Source organism: Bacillus sp. 05T22 (assembly GCF_056396765.1).
The window spans coordinates 75,630-94,797 of the sequence record NZ_JBFTMC010000021.1 but is presented as its reverse complement, the minus strand read 5'-3'; the positions used below and the strand labels follow the sequence as shown (position 1 = coordinate 94,797).

Below are 19,168 nucleotides of genomic sequence, written 5' to 3'. Positions count from 1 at the left end.
CGGGGGAATCAATGTGAATGAAGTGTTAATGGAATTAGAAAAACAATTAGATTGGCCTCGTATCGTAAAATGTACGGCTATTCCAAAAGGCTTTTCGCTTGATCAAAAGTATAAAATTGAACTAGCAAATAATGAACGTTATTTTATAAAAGTGTGTGATATTTCAAATCGTGAACGTAAGCTCGAAGAATATGAATATATGAGCCGTTTTGAATTATTAGAGGTACCAATGCCAAAACTGTTTTATTTCATAGATCTCGTTAAATTAAATCAATGTGTACAAGTATTTGAATGGATTGAAGGAGAAGACGGGAAAGACATACTTGGTAAATTGACTGAGAAGGAGCAATATTTAGCTGGAAAACGGGCGGGAGAAGCATTAAAGACAATTCATACAGTGAAGAAAAAGAATGTAGAAGAATCTTGGGGAACAGCTCGATGGAATAAATATGAGAGATATTTGCAAGCATTAGAAGAATATAAGACTGATTTTATTGATCTGAAATCGGTGTTACTCTTTGTAGAAAATCATAAAAATTTATTACAAGGTCGTCCTATCGTATTTTTACATGACGATTTTCACCCAGCGAATCTTATGCTTCATCATAAAGAATTTCGTGCTGTCATTGACTTTGCTAGATTTGATTTTGGAGATCCCATTCATGATTTTTATAAGATGGCTTTATTTACAACTGATATAAGTGTACCATTTGCAGTCGGGCAAGTTCACGGGTATTGTGATGGTGAGCCGCCACTTCATTTTTGGAAATTATATGCATTGTATGCAGCGATGATATTTCCAGCGGATATTGTATGGACAAATCGAATTACGCCTAACTTAGTAGATGAAATGAAAATGAGGTTAAGAAGAATCTTAGAAGAACATAATAATTTTACTTCCTATATTCCAAATTGGTATAAATCTGCTAATAAAGATATAATGAATGTAGAATAATGGAGGTGTACATGTGGATAAAATAGCGGTTATTTCAGATATTCATGGTAATATTCCTGCTTTAGAAGCTGTTCTTGAAGATATCAAATTAAGAGGGATAGAACGTATTATGTGCTTAGGAGATTTGGTAGGGAAAGGGCCACATTCTAGTGAAGCGATTGAGGTCATTCGGAAAGAGTGTAAGCATGTTGTAATGGGAAATTGGGATGATTTTATTACAAGACCTAGTGAATTTGAGACTTTACAATGGCATCAAAAACAATTATCAGAAGAACAATTGAATTATTTAAGGGAATTACCATTTTCAATTGAGTTCATAATGAGTGGGAAATTAATTAGAATGTTCCATGCATCACCTAGAAGCTTATATGAAAGAGTTCAGCCGGGAGCTCCGAGCGAACAACGTATAAGTTTATTTGAAAATAGTGATCTTACAGAAAATATTGAAGGTGAACGAGAGCCTGATGTYGTTTGYTACGGWGAYRTTCATCARGCKTATGTGCAAAATTTTAGAGGGAAAACRTTATGTAATGTCGGGAGCGTAGGTAATCCGCTTGAGATTACACAAGCTTCTTATTTGATTTTTGAAGGTGTATATGGCCAAAAAGAGGCAGCAAGTTTCTCAATTCAACTTGTTCGCGTTCCTTATGATATAGAGCTTGCGATCCGATTGGCTAGAGAAGAAGAAATGCCTGAGATTGATGCGTACATACAAGAATTGACGACAGCTAAGTATCGGGGATTAAAGTAGAATTAGACAAAATATATTCGATAAATCAGTATACAGTTCTGGATAAATACTTGAAAATATTAAATATAGGGGAGATTCAAAAATGATTATTTCGAATATTTAAAACAGGAAGTCGGATGAATGATAGGGAGAGGAATTATAACTTCTAAATAGAGAGAATTAAAGGCTAGTAGCTAGATTTTTCATTACGAATTGGAGAAATCCTTAAATGTTTATATCAATAAGTATTTGTAATGCTAATTTTTCATATTATGGATACTGAATATGAAATTATTTCTTTAAATACTGTTCTTAAAAATAAAGGGATTGAATCTTCCTTATTAAGAAAAGGAAAAGAAATAGTGAAATCATTGGATACAATGGTTTTGCTCTAAATAGACAGGGTTAGAAATCCTAAGGTTAGGTCGACAGCTAATGTCTGTATTCAAAAGGTGTATAGTAACTCTAATCAATTATGAAATATTCTAAAAGCTAAAAATTAACGAGGGAATAGAGATGAAAATACAATTAAAGGCGGATTTAATGTTACTAATGGTTGCATTTTTTTGGGGTGCATCCATCTTACTTACAAAAGTTGGCCTCAATTACATGCAAGAATATAATTTAATATCATTACGTTTTATTATTGCTTTTCTTTTGTCGGGTATAGTGTTTTATAAGCATTTAAACAAAATTGATTTTAGAACTATTAAATATGCTTTTATATTAGCTGCTATCTTGTTTATCGTTTATATTTTTGCGACTTTTGGTACAAAGTATACATCGGTTTCTAATGCTGGTTTTTTAATGAGTCTTACAGTGATATTTATTCCAGTATTATCATCTATCTTTTTAAAACAAAGACCTGAAAAAAAAGTTATATTGGGAGTTGTTTTAACAATAGTAGGGATAGGATTATTAACATTAAATAGCCAATTAAAAATAGGTTATGGCGATATATTATGTATTCTATGTGCTCTATTTTATGCAGTCCATATCATCATTACTGGAACAATAACTAAGAAGGTTAATTCAATTAGCCTTGGAGTTTTACAACTTGGTTTTGTCGGTCTATTTAGTATTATTTTCTCAATGTTTATGGAAAATCCTAAACTTCCTAGTACTGTTGAATCATGGTTTTCGATCTTAGTATTAAGCATATTTTGTACAGGAATGGCTTTCATTGTTCAAATCATTGCACAGAAATATACGAGTCCTACACATACAGGTCTTATTTTTTCATTAGAACCTGTGTTTTCAGCAGGCTTTGCTTTCTTTTTCACAGGTGAAACTCTCACAGTTAAAGGTTATTTAGGTGCAACTCTTATATTATTAAGTGTAGTAATCGCTGAACTAGATTTTAAAAGTTTATTAAAAACAAATTATAGAAAAAATATAGGATAGATGTTTTTTAGAATACGTTCAAGTTGAGAATATTCATTTATATCATTTTAGCTTATATAAATCAGATTTACTTTTGATAAGTAGTTTTATGCTAATAGTTAGTGTTTGTAGCAAATATGATATAATTTTTATAGCAATAAAAATCAACGATAAGATTTCTCAATATTCCGCAAATATCTAACTGAGGTAGACTATTTTTGAAAAAATGTGCTTATGAATTTTTAAAAATAAAAACTTTAAGTAAATAATATTTGATTATAGTAACCAAAAGGTGTTTTCACGTCTAGAAAGCACCTTTTCAGTCCACAGTTATTTGTTATAGTTTCATACTTGTTTTCATAGTATAAAGCATTTTTCATGGAGCATTAATGCTCCATGAAAAGTGTTTTTTTATTTTTGACAAAATTCGATAGCGGTATGTAAACGAGAAATTCCGTCCTCTATTTGATTGATATTTACTTTCCCATACGATAACCGAATATAGCCATCTTTTGCTCCAAAAATACTGCCAGGCATAAAGGCTACTTGCTGTTTTAAACTTTGTATTATAAGCTGTTTTTCGTTAATAGGCTCCTTTAATTTTCCCCATATGTAAATCCCACCATTAGGATTTGAAAAAGAAATCTTATCTTGAAGATAATAATCTAGGGCATCGACAATGACATCTCTTTTTTGTGCTAACTGATTGCGTAATTGTGTTATATGCGTATCAAATGGAACAGTTTCAAAAAATTGCTGCATGAGCCATTGAGGAAATATACTCAGTCCTAATTCCATTTGATGCCGTGCATCTGATAACCGTTCTACTACTGACTGTGGAGCAACAAGCCAACCGATACGAAGGCCAGGTGCAATCATTTTGGATAGTGAATGCACATAGATGACGGTTCCATTTTCATCAATGGATTTTAAAGTAGGGCAAGGCTGTTTATTTTCTAATGTTAATAAACTAGATGGATCATCCTCAACGATTGGAATACGTAGGTCTGCGCATAACGATAAAAGTTTTTTTCTTCGATTTGGATGAAGCATCGTACCTGTTGGGTTTTGGAAATTTGGATTTAAAAAAATCATTTTAATTCGGTGCTTTCGATATAGTTCATGCACATCTTCAGGATTCACTCCATGTTCATCAACAGGTAACGGGAAAATACGAATCCCCGCTGATTGGAAGAGGGGCAATGAGTAACAATGTGAGGGGCTTTCAAATGCTACCGCATCACCTGGGTTTAATAAGCATTGAACGATAAGATGAAGCGCTTGTTGGGCCCCAGAAGTAATCATAATCGATTGTTCTGTTGCTTCAATTTTTAGATAATCTCTCATATATTTCGCTGCCGTTTGTCTTAATGGTAGATAGCCTTGTGGATGATCATAGCTAAGTGATTGCGTTAAAGGTTGCTCACGTAAAATATTTTGTAACTGTTCATGAGGAAACAGGTTACAACCAAGCTCTCCATTTGCGAAATCAATTATATTTTCATTTTGCTGGACTTGCTCTCGAATATGTCGAAGTAGTGGTAAATTCGGTAAAAAAGTACCACCTTCTACGAATCCTCTCCAGTTCGGTGTTAATGTTGGAGAAACGCCCCACATATGTGTACTTACACGTGTACCTCTTCCAGTTGTGCTGTCCACAATTCCCATAGCACGCAGTTCATTATAAGCAGTTGTAACAGTACTTCGGTTTACATTTAGTTGGATTGCTAGTTTTCGTTCCGAAGGGAGAAAACTACCAGGAGGAAGCTCTCCATACATAATACGTCTTTCAATAAAATCAACAACTTGTTGATAAATCGGAATCTTGCTGTCATTATCTAACTTCCATTCCATGTATAACGTCCCCTTATTCTTTATCTAGTTTCATTATAACAAATTGGCTGGGTGAAAAAACAGCCAATTGGACGGTGTGGTATCCAGCCAATTTTACTATGCTAAGATAGTGGAAGGGGAGATTCGGATGAAACGATGGCAAATGGAATGGCTCCTAATAGCAGTTGCTTTAGTATGGGGAGCGAATTATACAATTGGAAAATATGGAGTGGCGTATATGTCATCCATTCAATTTAATAGTTTACGATTTTTAGTTGCATCTCCGGTATTATTATTGATTACATTTTTTATGGAACGATCGCTACGAATTGAGAGAAAAGATTGGTTAAGGTTACTAGTCGTAGGTATAGTTGGCACTACACTTTATCAAACATTATTTATGTTATCTGTAAAATATACATCAGCAACAAATGCGTCACTATTAATTGCGATGTCACCTATTTTTACAGGGATTTTAGCAGTGTTACACAAACAAGAACGTTTTTCGATGAAGATTCAAATTGGTTCTTTATTATCCTTTAGTGGGGCAGCACTTGTTTTATTAACAGGGCATACGAATCAATCTACATATGAGTATGCTTGGCTTGGAAATCTAATTGGATTAGTTGCTGCGATTGCTTGGGGTTGGTATCCAATTCTTGCACAGCCACTTATTACAAAATATTCGGCAATGCGAGTAACTTCTTGGTCTACATTAATTGGTATTGTGCCACTTGTCGTATATTGTTTATGTAACGTAAGTACACTGACATGGCCAACAGATACATTAAGCTGGGGATCATTAGGTTATTCGATTGTATTTGCAACGGTCTTTGGACTAGCGATGTGGTACGTTGGTATTAGCAAAATCGGTTCAACAAAAGTAATGGTATATATGTATCTTGTCCCATTGTTTGCTGTCATTTTTGCCGCAGTAATAATTGGAGAAAGAATAAATACGATGCAATTAGTCGGCGGATTCGTTATCTTTATCGGTTTATATGTTGTGAAAAAAGGAGCTGTAAAAAAGCCAGCTCTCAATTTGAAAAAAGTAAGTTAATGTTAAAATGACCTCTTTCTGTAGAAAGGGGCCGTTTTCATTTTAGGAATGACAAGGCTTGTTTCACTGCCCACTGCTGATGTTCGTGCATAAGTAGATTTTGGGTATTTATTGTTTTAGTAGAAACGGTTATTAAAATTTATGAGAAAATGAAGTGAGAGGATACAGAGGAATAATTTTCAATTCCCCCAAAACGCATTGATTATGTAAGAGGTGTTTTGGGGTGAGCGTGCAAAATGAAAATACATAATAATGCAATGAAAATGTGCAGAGATGATTGCATAAAAAAAGGTTTGTCAAGGCGACTAAACCAATGATAATGATGCTCTAATCAAAATGTTTCATTCCTTTTGTACTAAATTAAATTTAAAAATTCATATAAATGAAACAACACCATTTTAGTTATAGATGGTGTTGTTTATGTTTGTTTAAGCAATTATTCATTACAAAATGAAAATGATTGTTTACATTTTTTTGGTAATCATTTACAATGGTGATAGAAAATGAGGAAAGGGAAATTGTGATGCTTGAAAACAGAGTTAGAGAATTACGGGCACGATTTAGGTGGACTCAGCAAGACTTGGCCGATGCAGTTGGAGTGACAAGGCAGACAATCGGATTAATTGAAAAAGGTGATTATTCTCCATCTGTCACTATGGCGTTAAAAATAGCTGCTGCGTTTCATGTTACTGTAGAAGATGTTTTTTATTTAAAAGGAGAGGAATGATTATGATGAAACATATTTTGAAATCTCCGCTTATAGGCGCGAGTTTATTTGTATTAATCATTGCATTTTTACTGTTTTCTCTTATGAACACACAGGTCGTTCTGGCTAGACTGTGTTTTGGGATTTTGGTAATGTTTACTTTTTTGTGGTTCATTCTTACAAAGCTTTATAATCGAAGGAATTCTGATGATAAGATTAGACTATTTGGATTTACACCGTCCGAATTTCGTGAAATAGATGAAGGTCAACAATGGGTAACCTATAAGGCTTGCAGGAATGTATATATGTACTATAGCTTTGCACTTCCAGTAACGGCGGGAGTTTGCTTCCTCTTTTCTCATAATATTCTTGTTCCGTTTATGTGTATTGGTGTACTGGGTGTAGGTCAATACATTGTCTATTGGTTAACTACCATTCGTGTTTTAAATCGCATTTAATCTGAACAAAAAAGGAGGGGAAACAGGTATGTTGGAGTGGGCTCAAAATGCAGGTGAATTATGGCAATATGTAGTTTTATTTTTATTAGCTTTTGCGCCATGGATGGATGTGTCTATCGTTGTACCACTCGGTATCGCATGGGGATTACAACCATTTGCAGTAGGACTTACGGCGTTTGCAGGGAATCTTATCTTGGTTCTATTACTAGGCTTCTTCTTTAAGCAGTATGCAAAATGGCAAACAGCAAGAAGGTTAAAAAAAGGTATAACAACACCTTCTAAAAAGGAAACTAGATCAAGACGAATATGGGAACGATATGGTATTCCAGGTTTGGCACTGCTAGCTCCAATTCTTGTAGGAACTGATATTGCAGCCGTATTAGCTTTAACATTTGGATCTAACCGGACACACGTCATTAGTTGGATGACGGTCAGTCTAGCAGTATGGACACTTATTTTTGTAGTTGCTTCGATGTATGGATTTAGCTTTTTAAATATTATTTAGTTTAATAGGAAGAGTTTATCCCGCATTAACGGACAGTAACACTCCTACCTCAAAATTCAGCGAAGGCAAAGAAGTTAGGTGGGAGATGAACTGTCCGTAAAAGCCCGATTCGTTCAACTAATAATCAGTGGGGGATGAAGAAAACCCCCACTGATTAAAGTTTCACTTTATGTAATATAAAATCGTTCACTCTTGTACAGAAGTGACTTTTGGTGACAAAAATAATAGAGCGCATAAGATTGCGCTCATATACACTAAGTTATTCCGTATAAACGTTGATTGTTACAGAAGTGACATATGTTTATTTTATCTTATATTAACAGGTCACTTCTATATATTTTTGATAGATCGAACTGGCCACTACTGTATCTAAAAAAGCTACCCCAACAGATTTAAATAAAGTAATTTCATCAGAGTTTGTTCGTCCTTGTTTATGTCCTAAAATAATATCGCCAAGCTCACTGTATACATTTGAAAAATCCCATTCGTTTTTTTCACTCGCAATCAAGAAATCTCCAGCTTCGTGCTGAACTCCTTCTAGTGTATCTACAATAATTTTATCGCTACGCTGTAATGTTGTGAAATCGAGTTCTTGCATATGAGGTTGATAAGACCCAATTCCATTAATATGAGTACCGGGTTTTAAGTGTTTTCCATCAAACACAGGAGTAGTTGAAGTTGTACTACAAATAATAATATCTGCTTCCATAACAGCATCATCAGCTGATTCTATAATCTCAATTGTTCCGTTCCAATTTGGATACAAGGAGAGTAAATGATTTTTAAATTCAAAAGCTTTTTGTATTGTCCGATTAACGAGAAGAATACGAGTTAGAGAACGAACTTCCATAACAGCTTGTATTTGTCCAAGTGCTTGAGCACCACAGCCGATGACAACGCAGACGCTAGAATCTTGACGAGCGAAATGTTTTGTTGCAATACCGCTCATCGCTCCCGTACGAAGTGTTGTTAAATAGGAAGCTTCAATTGTTGCGACATGCTCACCAGTATTCGTTTCTGTTAAAACAATCAAGCTTTGTAGTGCTTTTTTTCCTTTTTGAGTATTTTTAGGGAAGATACTAACGATTTTTGTAGATGCAAATTCGATTGGGGCTACATAAGAAGGCATATAAAGAGAGTTTGCATCTTCTTGAGAGTGTTGTATATTCAGCCTTACTGGTGTTGTAATTTCGTTGTTCATATAATACTGGAATGCCTTTTCTACATCTTGTAAGCAGTCTTTCATTTTATAAATATCTTTTACCATTTCTTCTGTAATATGAATCATTTAGATCATCCTCCTTTTTAATAGAAGAGGGGGAGTTGAAAATCCCCCGATTGACTTAGGCTTGTACATCTTGATTTTGTATATTCTCTGCGATCTGCTTCGTTGAAACGGCAGCGATCGCAATTAAAGAAATACAGCAAGTTAGTACAATATATAAAGCTACTGGAATCCAAGAATTGTTATAAATATTCATGGTCATGAAAGATATAGCAGCAGTTCCCAGTAACATTCCAATTGTAACACCCGTTTGAGGAATACTACCAAAAAATCCTTTTCTTTCCTTCGGTGCATATTCTACAGCTAATAACAATGCACCGCCCCATTCTCCACCAATTCCTAATCCTTGGATAATTCTTAGTAATATTAAAAGAATAGGAGCTAGTATACCGATAGTTTCATATGAAGGAAGCAAACCAATGCATACTGTCGCCCCTCCCATGAGAGATAGTGTTAACACAAGTGTCTTTTTCCTTCCAATTTTGTCACCAATATGACTGAAAATAATGCCTCCAAGTGGACGGATAAAAAATGGAATACCAAAAGAAAGATAAGAAAGCATAAGTGCGACAAGAGGATCCTCGTTTACAAAAAACAATTTGTTAAATACAAGTGCGGCGGCAGTTCCGTATAAGAAGAAATCAAACCATTCGATAGAACTACCAATTAAACTAGCGATGAGTGCTTTTCTTTGGACAGAACTTTGTTGTTGCATAAATTCACCTCTTTTAATTTATTTTTCTAACTATTATGAATATTTTATATAAAAATGATTTTTATGTCAAAATTTGAAGATGGAAGGAAGTAATACAATAAGTAGCAAATATTATAAAGAGTTGCTTTTTATTAGGATGTTACGGTTCTATGTATAGAAAATAGTAGAATGAGAGGGAGAAAAATGAAAGTTAGAAACATACAAGTGGAAGATTATGTCGCAATTCATGCTGTAATTAACGAATGGTGGGACGGGAGAAATATGGCGGATATGCTGCCAAAGTTATTCTTCGTTCATTTTCAAGAAACGAGTTTTGTCATTGAAGAGGATGGAGAGATGTTAGGGTTTTTATGTGGATTCTTATCGCAAACATATGCCGATGAAGCATACGTTCATTTTATTGGAGTGAATCCAAAGTATCGAAGAAAAGGTATAGCTTCTGCGCTCTACAGCTATTTTTTCGATGCAGCTCGCGCAAATGACCGTCACATTGTAAAAGCGGTAACCTCTCCAGTAAATAAAAAATCAATTCAATTTCATCAGGATATTGGATTTGAAATTGAAACAGGTGATGGAGAAGTGAATGGGGTATCGGTACATTTAAATTATGATGGGAATGGGGGGAGTAGGGTATTGTTTATGAAGAGGCTATAAATAACGATAAACTATGTTAAGGAGGGGTATTATGAAAACTTTCATTTACATGGTGAGACATGGTGAATCACCAAAAATAGAAGAAAATGAAAGAACAAGAGGCTTAACTGAAAAAGGGGAATTAGATACTTATCGAATAACTGATATATTACAAGGGAAGGGTATTGATGTTTTTGTTTCAAGCCCATACCATCGATCCATCCTAACGATTCAGGGATTAGCTAAACATTTAGGGCAAGAAGTTATAGTATTTGAAGACTTGAAAGAGAGAATTTTTTCTGCTGAAGACAAGCGAATATCTGATAAGGAATTATTGCCTTTGTTACAGAAGTCGTTTTCTGATCCAAACTTTGCTTTAAAGGGAGGGGAGTCTAATGCAGTTTGTCAGAAACGAGCTATAAAAGTTTTCAAAGAATTATTAAAGACTTATCGAGGGCAAAAAATAGTATTAGGCACTCATGGAGCTGTTATGACTTTGATGATGGGGTATTATGACAGTCAGTACGATTTGAATTTTTTACTACATACATCAAAACCAGATATATACAGAATGGAATTCAATGGTGAGGAATTGGAGGAGGTTAAAAGATTGTGGAAATAAAGTGAAACTTAAAGGTCTCCCCTTACCAAGGGGAGACCTTTAAGTTTAATTGCCCTTGATAAAATGGCATGCTGTTTAATTAAAGGTGGAGACTATTATGTTGAGCAATTTTCACCTGAAATACTTGGAACATACAAAAATGAAGTTGAGCAAGTATTAAATGATTATTATTAAAAAGATGGTGTTCCTCGTGTGAAAATGAAAGTAGTTAGAATAGTGGAGAACAAAGTAGAAATATTTGAATAAAAGATGATTTTTTGGTTATCCCTATGTTATTTGCAAAAAAGGCGTGTGTTTATATGCATACGCCTTTTTTGCTTCTGTTTTTAATGCTAATTAGTACGTTAAATTCTTGTGAATTACAATGCTATTCAGTCGGTTATTTTGTAATTCTGAACCGAACTAGTTAATGAATCAGTAGCCTCTTTTTCTATATGAAATGTTAGTGTTTCTTTTCTGATTTCCAGTTTTGTTTTTTTAGAACGATTAAGGGAAATGAATAGAATAGTAATATGAGCCCTGTAATCCATATACCAAACGGATACAGACTAGGGAAAAATAAACTAGGGATACTATGTAAATCGTTCGGGTAGTATCCTACACCGACAGGGGGAATTTAATTTTTTCGTCATCCCCATAACTTTTTAAGTAGGAAAATCGTTAAATTAAATGAATGCTAATTTTATAGATTATTAAAATGAATGGGGGAAAATTATGAAGGTCCTTATATTAGGAGGTACGCGTTTTTTAGGAAGAGCTTTAGTAGAAGAAGCATTGAAAAGAGGGCATGAAGTCACCTTATTTAATCGTGGCACGAATAAAGATGTATTTCCTGAAGTAGAGCAGTTAACAGGCGATAGAGACAGTGATGTATCATGTTTAGCAAATCGAAAATGGGATGTTGTAATGGACACATGTGGATTTGCTCCTCATCAAATTAAAAAAATTGCTGCTGTACTTGGAGATAACATCGAACATTATACATTTATATCAAGTATCTCTACTTATAAAGATTGGATTCCATTTCATATTAAGGAAGACTATCATGTACAGTCTATGCCGTCTAAGGATAAGTTGAAAGCGGTTGAGGATGGGAAAATATCTCCTTACGAGTATTATGGAGCACTTAAAGTTTTATGTGAAGAAGAAGCAGAAAAACATTGGCCGGGGCGTGTTTTGCATATAAGAGCAGGGCTTCTTGTTGGACCATTTGACTATTCAGATCGACTCCCGTACTGGGTTCAGCGTGTAGCACAGGGTGGGGAAATAATGGTGCCAGGGCGTTCAGACCGTCCTGTTCAACTGATTGACGTGAAAGATGTGGCAACCTGGGCATTCGATATGGCAGAAAACAGAAAAGTAGGCAAGTTTAATGTAACAGGGCCGAATAATGAATTGACGATAGAAGAACTATTAAATACTTGTAAAGCAGTAACAAATAGCGATGCTGAATTTGTATGGGTAGAAGAACAATTTTTAATTGAGAATAAAGTAAAGCCATGGACGGAGTTGCCTTTATGGATTCCTGAAAATTTTCCACTAGAAGGAGAGACAGAACCGTGGAAAGGTAGTTTTTTCATCAGTATAGAAAAAGCTGTTAACGCTGGTCTTTCTTTTAGACCTATTGAAGATACTATTTGTGATGTGTATCTATGGGAGAAATCGAGGCAGGATACAGAACGAAAAGCAGGTATATCCAGAGAAAGAGAGGCGGAATTGCTAGAGGTTTGGTTTCAGAAGGAGAAATTATGATGAGAGTATATACTCATCAAGCTGAGAAAAAATTTGCAAGGAAATAGATTCTGCTAGATTGGGAGTCCAAAAGATCTGATATGATTGTGTAATAAAATTTAGATTTCAAAAAAATATTTTGCCCCGTCTTAAAATTAGACGGGGTTATAYGTATTTGGAGATTCAAAATTTAGTGCGTGTGCTTTCGATTTTAGAAAAGTTAATATTTTCAAAAAAATATACTTGAATGAAGTATATATTTTTGTTAAATTTATCTTATGGATAGAACAAGTTTAATTAAAGGTCATTTAGAGATGTGTGTGTTATCTATTTTGTCAAAGGGAAAAAGCTATGGATATGAAATTATGAAGGAGTTAGAAAAACACAATTTAAAACTGAAAGGAGTAGGAAGCATTTATCCGATTTTGACCAAGCTTAAAGATCAAGAATGGGTTCATACTTACCGTGAAATGACAGAAAGTGGTAAGGTTAGAGTTTATTATGAAATTAATGAACAAGGGGAAATGTATCTTCAGAAAAAAATCAACGAGTGGTTGGAATTACAACAAGATATAAAATCCCTACTGCAAAGTGATTTGAAGGGAGAGCATTTGGAATGAACATGAATTTGACCAAGGAAGAAAAACGGTTTGTAAAAGAAGTTCTGGAAGAATTAAAACAATATCAAGTCAGTTCAAAGAACAGAAGAATCATTAGGCAGCAGCTTTTAGAGCATATACAAGAATGTCGTGAACACGGCCAAGATAGTCTAAAAGATTTAGGAAATACAACAACATTTGTTAAAGATTTTTTAGAAATGAATGGAATAGATCTTCATTCTGAAATAAAACAGATACGAAAATCAAAAAATAGAACAGGAATTTTATTTGTGAGTGGATTCCTTACTTCCATCGTTACCTACCTCACTTCACAACTCTTACTATCTATGTTTTTAACAGAATCATTTAACCCACTACATACTAATAATTCGTTTGACTATAATATTTTGTATCACATAGCAGATAATTCTTGGTGGAATTCCTTACTAATGATTACTAGCATTTCAATTTCCTTACTAATCTCTATGTTGGTAGTGTTTCGTATACGAAAAATAAATATTAGTAGGTGAAACTTTATATGAAACTACTAAAATTCACTATGATTTTAATTTGCTTATTATTTAATGCATGCACTTTATTCCTATCAGCCTCAAAAGTCTCCGCAGAACAAGATATGAAAGATACTATAGACAACTATGTAGAAGCTTTTTTAAAGGAACATCGAATTCCAGGAGCTTCGATTGCTATTGTTCATGGAAATGATTTGTATTATTCAAAAGCATGGGGTGTAACGGGAGAAACTGAAGAAAGAGTAACGATTGAAACTCCCTTTACTATTGGATCGATAAGTAAATCATTAACAGGTTTAGCCATAATGAAATTAATGGAAGAAGGTACCGTTCACTTAGAAGATCCAGTCCAAAAATATATTCCGTGGTTTGCACTTAAAGATAAAGAAGCAACATCAAAAATAACAATTAAACATTTGCTTACCCATTCAAGTGGAATTAGTACTTATTCGGGTTTATCAATATCAGATAAAGAATCTAAAGGTTTCAATGCTATAAAAGACAATGTGAAAAGTCTATCAAACGTTACACTTACCGCTTCACCCGGAGAAAAATATCAATATAGTAATGCCAATTTCTTAATTCTCGGTGCTCTTATTGAAGAGGTTACCAATCAAACATATTCTGACTACATGAAGCAGGAAGTATTTTTACCATTAGGTATGAAGAATGCAGCAGCTGATTATGATACTGCATATAAAAAAGGATATTTAGGTGGCTATCAGTCATGGTTTGGAATCCCTCGGAAAAGTTCGGTAACTTATGATAATGGAGGAGCACCATATGGGTACATAACGGCAAGTGCAGAAGATATGATTCAATACATTAAATTTCTTAGCCGACAAGAGAATGACAATTTTTTAACTGAAAATACTAGGAATCTTTATGTATCACCTCATCTTCAAACCGGTGAAAACCGCTTCTATGGCCTAGGGGTAAGAATCACAAATCCAGATTCTGAGGAGAAAATGATATGGCATTCAGGTTCAACCCCTGATTCACATGCAGAAATGTTTTTTATACCAAAAACAGGTTGGGGCGGCGTGATTCTTACCAATAAAAATCATATTCTAGAAGAAGAGGCGCTTTCATATTTGAAGCAAGGTATTATAAATATAATAAATGGAAATGAACTAGTTGATATACCTTCAAATACTCCAATTGTTCAACTGATTACATTGGGGATAATTTGCTTGCTTTTTATCATGCTTATTTATCTATTGGTAAAGATGAAATCAAAAAAATTTCGTAAAAGAAGTATAGGGTGCATTTCCGGTATCATTTTCTTAGTGCTATCTATTGCTACAATTCCAGTACTAATTTATAGTACGGATTCTCCATGGCATGCGATTTTTGTGTTTTCTCCAGATTTAGCTTATTTATCAATTGGAGTAGTTATTCTTTTTGCACTTAATGGATTGTTTTCTATCATCATCGCTTATAAACAAAATTTACAAGTAAAATATTTTAATAGTTAAATTTCAAATCATATGAAGGTGGCACATAATAATGGATCTTACATTCAAATTAGAGAAAACTTGTTTTAACTACCGAGTTGGTGCAATATGCAAACAAGAAAATAAAATCCTCATGATTCAAAATGAAGGGGAAGATTTCTGGTATATACCAGGCGGACGAGTGCAGATGCTAGAAAGCAGTGAAACGGCAGTGAAAAGAGAGCTTAGAGAAGAGCTAGGAGTAAATGTTGATGTGAAAAAACTGTTATGGACGGCTGAAAATTTCTTTACATATGATACGCATCAGTTCCATGAAATTAGTTTTTATTATGAAGTGAACTTGCTTGAGTTGCCTGCAAAAGGAGAGGATACTTTTGTTCTTGAAGAAGACGGCAGAAGGTATGTATTTCAATGGGTGCTATTAGAACGAATAAGTGAATATAACTTGAAACCGGACTTTCTAAAAGATAAAGTGAATGATTTGCCTATTCATATTGAACATATTGTTAGGAGTGAGTAAAAAGAGATAGAAAGACGGAAATGGGGATTTTACTTATAACTAATAGGGGTATTGTGGAAAAAATACTAAGGGAAGTATAAGCTTACAAATTTTGTATCAAAAACAGTGTTCCTAAATATGGAATAATAGTATGATAGAAGAGAAGCACAAGAAAAACGGGGGGACCACTATGATTACATTGCAGCAGAAGTTGGAGCAGTATACACACATATATACACAGTTGAAGGGAGAACTAAGGTGGAAAACTAGTGATTCTCGGACTGGGATGATGATTGCCGCTATGTATGCAGGCAGCGATAAGCCGTTTGATCTTGGGCGGTTTTTAGAAATTAGTAATTATATTAAGGATCAGGTAGGGATGTTTTCCTATTTGAAGTCYTATCATCGCTTTGTGGTKGCMGCAACATTAGATATTCACTTTACAKATTACAARGAAGCKTTTCARCAGTTTYTAGAYTTATATGAACRATTGGTCGCTGGTGGCTTTAGCCGGAGTATATTYACTTATCTGGCAGCAGCAGTGCTTTTACCAGAAGACAATGGACAGCATGACACACGCATTCAGCGGTCGCTGCAAGTATATAAACGCATGAAAGAGGATCACTTCTTTCTTACAAGTACAGATGATTACCCGCTCGCTGTTTTACTAGCAGGACAATCAGAGAAAGTAGAGACGCTTATGGATCGAGTGGAACGTCTCTACCAGAAGCTGGCGGCAGCTGGTATGTACAAAGGAAATAATCTTCAATTTTTAAGTCATATTCTTTCTCTAAAGAAGGATGTCAGTGAAGATATTTTAGTAGCACGATACACAAACATATGGAATCTGCTAAAGCAAGAAAAGGTAAAAGTGAAACAGATGCATTATCCGGCTATCGGGCTACTAGCGTTGCTTGAGGATAGAGAGAAAGAAGTTCATTCTATTCGAGCATTCATTGAAAAACTGCAGGGGGACAAATTATTCCGCTGGCATACGGATGCAAATATTCTGATTGCCATCCAACTGTTCGTAAGTCAGAAAGGTGCGGAAAGTCACGCTGCCAACACAGGTTTACAAACAATGATAGAGGTTCTCATACAGGCGCAGCAGGCAGCTATGATAGCAGCAATTACCGCTTCCTCTGCAGCAACCTCTGCCAGCAGTAGTTCATAACGTACAATGTGCTACATGAACGCTATATGTAGGATTTCCCAAAAAGGGTTACATACATCATGCTTAACTCAAAAGTCGATTGTCTGCTGACAATCGATTTTTTCAGTTTATCCCGCTATTTTAGGACAGTAACACTCTCACCTCAAAATTCAGCAGATGCAAAGAAGTTAGGTGGGAGATGAGCTGTCTGTAAAAGCCCCATTGGTTCAACTAATAATCAGTGGGGGGAACCACTGATTATTAGTTTCACTTTATGTTAAATTAATAAGCACGAAGCACATGCAATAAATAATCTTTTCGATTAAGTGGATTATAGTCTACTCGTTTTCGTGATGGGAAATTTGATTCGATTTTACTATATCCGCAAGGTCTAGCGATAAAGACACCTTCGCCTTCAGTAAAAGAATGTAGGCCACGCTTAAAGTTCTCTGTTTTGGCCATCGGCAGAGTTCCTGTTAAATAAAAGGAATTGTTATGCAGTACAGGGTCTTTAAAAGTAGCGTGTATTGCCGATAATTTATACATTGCTGTGCTAATTGAATTTGTTGGTACTGTTAATTCAAATTCATTTACTGGTTCGTATACATTTGTTCCAGCTTGCTTTAAAGCATCCATCAAGACAAGAGGTGTTAGTTTTCTAAAATCACCAGCTGTAGTTACCGGACTTGCATAACCGGTATGGGTTAATGTTACGGCAATGTCAGTGACTTCCCATCCATATAAGCCTTGTTTTAACGTTTGGAATACAGTGTCTTCAATAGCTTTATGAAATGCTAAAGGCAATGAGCCAAGCTCGACTTCTAAGTTATAAGTGATACCAGAACCTGGTGCACCAGGTTTCATGTGAAAACCAATTGTTGCATAGAAAGGGTTATTCTTTTCACCCATTATTTCTAGTGCATTTCCGATTCCAATTGGCTTTTCTATACATACAATTCTTGTGTCTGAGAAAGAAACATTTAAATTATATTTTTCCTGTAAAGTTGTTTCAATCACTTCTTTTTGAACTTCACCAAAAAGCCGAATATAGATTTCATTGTGAATATCATCTTTCACTACTTTTATAAGTGGATCTTCTTCTGAGAGTTCTACGAGTGCTTGATATAGGTTGTGATTTTTCCCTTTTGGCCGTGCTTCAATTGCAGCTTCCATTTGAGGTTCTGCAAAGTGAATATCTTTCATTTTATCTGACCATTCACCGATCACGTCACCGATTCTAATGTCGCTAAGCCCCCATACTTTACAAAATTCTCCCGTTCCAGCAGTAGGGGATTGAATAGCACTTCCATTATGAAATATATGAAGCTTTTTGATTTTTTCTTTGTGTGAAAGGGTCTTTAAGTCACTTTGTTTTCGATTAATATCAACATATTTTCTTACGTGTAAACAACCTGAGAATATTCGTACGTAAGCAATTTTTTCCCCGGTAAGTTCTCTTTCGATTTTAAAAACAATACCAGACAAAGGTGTATTTATATCATTGCCACAATCATTTTGGGGAATCATTACTGAAATACTTTCGAGTAATTCAGTGATTCCTATTCCAGTCATTGCTGAACCGAAAAAGATTGGATATACATTTGCATGCTGAATTTGATCCCATAATTCATTTCTTAAAGTGGCTGTAGTTAATACTTCGCCATTTACATAGGATTCAAGTAACGATTCATTATGTGCTGCTAGAAGTTCAATATATTCATCATATATATCAGCATGTACTTCATTTTGAATCATACATGCGTCTTTTGTCCCTTCATTTTTCACTTTATATAATGGGAGTACTTGATTGGTAAGCATTTCCCGTATTTGTTGGATCACTTTAGTAGTTTGGGCACCACTCCGATCAATTTTATTGACGAATAGTATGGTCGGAATGCGCAGTTTCTGCAGAGTTCTCATTAAAATTTTGGTTTGTGCCTGAATGCCCTCAACTGCAGATATAACTAAAACTGCTCCATCTAGAACACGGAAAGATCGCTCCACTTCAGCAATAAAATCCGCATGGCCGGGTGTGTCAATTACATTTACCTTCAGATCATTTATAAAAAATGAAACGACAGATGCTTTAATTGTGATACCACGTTGCTTTTCTAACTCCATCGAATCTGTTTGTGTGCTTCCTTTATCTACTTGGCCGATTTCCTGAATCACATTAGTTTCATAAAGAATACGCTCAGTCAAACTCGTCTTTCCAGCGTCTACATGCGCCACAATCCCTATATTTATTGTTTTCATGTGTTAAAACCCTCATTTCATTTTTCATGTTCATTTCCTCATTTCTTTTCGTAATAAA

19 protein-coding genes and 1 pseudogene are annotated in these 19,168 nt (G+C 34.8%); 16 read left to right on the top strand and 4 right to left on the bottom strand.

What is annotated here, in order from left to right; genetic code table 11:
- Nucleotides 1-13: 13 nt before the first annotated feature.
- From AC1DIT_RS09840 to AC1DIT_RS09830, 3 genes are all read left to right on the top strand, one after another.
- On the top strand, nt 14-955 hold the full coding sequence (locus AC1DIT_RS09840) for an aminoglycoside phosphotransferase family protein (RefSeq protein WP_016115294.1): 942 nt from the start codon (nt 14-16) through the stop codon (nt 953-955).
- Between the two features lie 13 nt (nt 956-968).
- A complete protein-coding gene (locus AC1DIT_RS09835) occupies nt 969-1,706 on the top strand; it encodes a metallophosphoesterase family protein (protein ID WP_476998164.1) in 738 nt (245 codons plus the stop codon).
- Between the two features lie 495 nt (nt 1,707-2,201).
- Complete coding sequence (locus AC1DIT_RS09830) at nt 2,202-3,089, top strand: DMT family transporter (RefSeq protein WP_016115292.1); 888 nt, start codon at nt 2,202-2,204, stop codon at nt 3,087-3,089.
- 390 nt (nt 3,090-3,479) lie between these two features.
- Here the strand turns inward: AC1DIT_RS09830 and pdxR are convergent, their stop codons facing one another.
- Nucleotides 3,480-4,922 (bottom strand): MocR-like pyridoxine biosynthesis transcription factor PdxR, encoded by a 1,443-nt coding sequence (pdxR, locus tag AC1DIT_RS09825; protein WP_016115291.1) that lies wholly within the window; start codon nt 4,920-4,922, stop codon nt 3,480-3,482.
- Nucleotides 4,923-5,049: 127 nt separating this feature from the next.
- Between pdxR and AC1DIT_RS09820 the strand changes: the two genes are divergently transcribed.
- The 5 genes from AC1DIT_RS09820 (at nt 5,050) to AC1DIT_RS09800 (ending at nt 7,630) form a co-directional block, all read left to right on the top strand.
- On the top strand, nt 5,050-5,961 hold the full coding sequence (locus AC1DIT_RS09820) for a DMT family transporter (RefSeq protein ID WP_016115290.1): 912 nt from the start codon (nt 5,050-5,052) through the stop codon (nt 5,959-5,961).
- A gap of 89 nt (nt 5,962-6,050) precedes the next feature.
- A complete protein-coding gene (locus tag AC1DIT_RS09815; RefSeq protein ID WP_139350021.1) occupies nt 6,051-6,119 on the top strand; it encodes a DUF3980 domain-containing protein in 69 nt (22 codons plus the stop codon).
- Nucleotides 6,120-6,481: 362 nt separating this feature from the next.
- Complete coding sequence (locus tag AC1DIT_RS09810; RefSeq protein WP_033671254.1) at nt 6,482-6,688, top strand: helix-turn-helix transcriptional regulator; 207 nt, start codon at nt 6,482-6,484, stop codon at nt 6,686-6,688.
- A 2-nt stretch (nt 6,689-6,690) separates the two neighbouring features.
- Nucleotides 6,691-7,125 (top strand): hypothetical protein, encoded by a 435-nt coding sequence (locus AC1DIT_RS09805; protein ID WP_016115288.1) that lies wholly within the window; start codon nt 6,691-6,693, stop codon nt 7,123-7,125.
- Nucleotides 7,126-7,153: 28 nt separating this feature from the next.
- Nucleotides 7,154-7,630, top strand: a complete 477-nt coding sequence (locus AC1DIT_RS09800) for a small multi-drug export protein (protein WP_016115287.1) — start codon at nt 7,154-7,156, stop codon at nt 7,628-7,630.
- A 316-nt stretch (nt 7,631-7,946) separates the two neighbouring features.
- Here the strand turns inward: AC1DIT_RS09800 and AC1DIT_RS09795 are convergent, their stop codons facing one another.
- Together AC1DIT_RS09795 and AC1DIT_RS09790 are read right to left on the bottom strand one after the other, a co-directional pair.
- Nucleotides 7,947-8,918 (bottom strand): ornithine cyclodeaminase family protein, encoded by a 972-nt coding sequence (locus AC1DIT_RS09795; RefSeq protein ID WP_016115286.1) that lies wholly within the window; start codon nt 8,916-8,918, stop codon nt 7,947-7,949.
- A 142-nt stretch (nt 8,919-9,060) separates the two neighbouring features.
- Nucleotides 9,061-9,630: pseudogene (locus AC1DIT_RS09790) on the bottom strand (MFS transporter); the annotation flags it as partial.
- 183 nt (nt 9,631-9,813) lie between these two features.
- On the opposite strand from AC1DIT_RS09790, the gene AC1DIT_RS09785 reads away from it, so the two are divergent.
- The 8 genes from AC1DIT_RS09785 (at nt 9,814) to AC1DIT_RS09750 (ending at nt 16,875) form a co-directional block, all read left to right on the top strand.
- Complete coding sequence (locus AC1DIT_RS09785; RefSeq protein ID WP_016115284.1) at nt 9,814-10,284, top strand: GNAT family N-acetyltransferase; 471 nt, start codon at nt 9,814-9,816, stop codon at nt 10,282-10,284.
- A gap of 31 nt (nt 10,285-10,315) precedes the next feature.
- A complete protein-coding gene (locus tag AC1DIT_RS09780; protein WP_016115283.1) occupies nt 10,316-10,885 on the top strand; it encodes a histidine phosphatase family protein in 570 nt (189 codons plus the stop codon).
- A gap of 714 nt (nt 10,886-11,599) precedes the next feature.
- Nucleotides 11,600-12,637 (top strand): SDR family oxidoreductase, encoded by a 1,038-nt coding sequence (locus AC1DIT_RS09775; protein WP_016115282.1) that lies wholly within the window; start codon nt 11,600-11,602, stop codon nt 12,635-12,637.
- 257 nt (nt 12,638-12,894) lie between these two features.
- Entirely contained in the window at nt 12,895-13,236 is a 342-nt protein-coding gene (locus AC1DIT_RS09770) for a PadR family transcriptional regulator (protein ID WP_033671244.1), read from the top strand.
- Nucleotides 13,233-13,745 carry a hypothetical protein gene (locus tag AC1DIT_RS09765; protein WP_016115280.1) on the top strand — a complete coding sequence of 171 codons (513 nt, stop codon included), beginning with the start codon at nt 13,233-13,235 and terminating at the stop codon, nt 13,743-13,745. The genes AC1DIT_RS09770 and AC1DIT_RS09765 overlap by 4 nt, the downstream gene beginning before the upstream one ends.
- Nucleotides 13,746-13,753: 8 nt before the next feature.
- Nucleotides 13,754-15,223 (top strand): serine hydrolase domain-containing protein, encoded by a 1,470-nt coding sequence (locus tag AC1DIT_RS09760; RefSeq protein WP_016132951.1) that lies wholly within the window; start codon nt 13,754-13,756, stop codon nt 15,221-15,223.
- A gap of 31 nt (nt 15,224-15,254) precedes the next feature.
- A complete protein-coding gene (locus AC1DIT_RS09755) occupies nt 15,255-15,722 on the top strand; it encodes an NUDIX hydrolase (protein ID WP_016115278.1) in 468 nt (155 codons plus the stop codon).
- A 169-nt stretch (nt 15,723-15,891) separates the two neighbouring features.
- Entirely contained in the window at nt 15,892-16,875 is a 984-nt protein-coding gene (locus AC1DIT_RS09750) for a DUF4003 domain-containing protein (protein WP_476998163.1), read from the top strand.
- A gap of 261 nt (nt 16,876-17,136) precedes the next feature.
- On the opposite strand, the gene tet is transcribed toward AC1DIT_RS09750, so the two are convergent.
- Nucleotides 17,137-19,110, bottom strand: coding sequence for a tetracycline resistance ribosomal protection protein (gene tet, locus AC1DIT_RS09745; RefSeq protein WP_016115276.1), 1,974 nt, complete (start codon nt 19,108-19,110; stop codon nt 17,137-17,139).
- Nucleotides 19,111-19,168: the final 58 nt, after the last annotated feature.

Coding starts and splice junctions, on each gene's coding strand:
- AC1DIT_RS09830 (WP_016115292.1), top strand. CDS start 2,202: ATGAAAATACAATTAAAGGCGGATTTAATGTTACTAATGGTTGCATTT.
- pdxR (WP_016115291.1), bottom strand. CDS start 4,922: ATGGAATGGAAGTTAGATAATGACAGCAAGATTCCGATTTATCAACAA.
- AC1DIT_RS09820 (WP_016115290.1), top strand. CDS start 5,050: ATGAAACGATGGCAAATGGAATGGCTCCTAATAGCAGTTGCTTTAGTA.
- AC1DIT_RS09805 (WP_016115288.1), top strand. CDS start 6,691: ATGATGAAACATATTTTGAAATCTCCGCTTATAGGCGCGAGTTTATTT.
- AC1DIT_RS09800 (WP_016115287.1), top strand. CDS start 7,154: ATGTTGGAGTGGGCTCAAAATGCAGGTGAATTATGGCAATATGTAGTT.
- AC1DIT_RS09795 (WP_016115286.1), bottom strand. CDS start 8,918: ATGATTCATATTACAGAAGAAATGGTAAAAGATATTTATAAAATGAAA.
- AC1DIT_RS09785 (WP_016115284.1), top strand. CDS start 9,814: ATGAAAGTTAGAAACATACAAGTGGAAGATTATGTCGCAATTCATGCT.
- AC1DIT_RS09780 (WP_016115283.1), top strand. CDS start 10,316: ATGAAAACTTTCATTTACATGGTGAGACATGGTGAATCACCAAAAATA.
- AC1DIT_RS09775 (WP_016115282.1), top strand. CDS start 11,600: ATGAAGGTCCTTATATTAGGAGGTACGCGTTTTTTAGGAAGAGCTTTA.
- AC1DIT_RS09770 (WP_033671244.1), top strand. CDS start 12,895: ATGGATAGAACAAGTTTAATTAAAGGTCATTTAGAGATGTGTGTGTTA.
- AC1DIT_RS09765 (WP_016115280.1), top strand. CDS start 13,233: ATGAACATGAATTTGACCAAGGAAGAAAAACGGTTTGTAAAAGAAGTT.
- AC1DIT_RS09760 (WP_016132951.1), top strand. CDS start 13,754: ATGAAACTACTAAAATTCACTATGATTTTAATTTGCTTATTATTTAAT.
- AC1DIT_RS09755 (WP_016115278.1), top strand. CDS start 15,255: ATGGATCTTACATTCAAATTAGAGAAAACTTGTTTTAACTACCGAGTT.
- tet (WP_016115276.1), bottom strand. CDS start 19,110: ATGAAAACAATAAATATAGGGATTGTGGCGCATGTAGACGCTGGAAAG.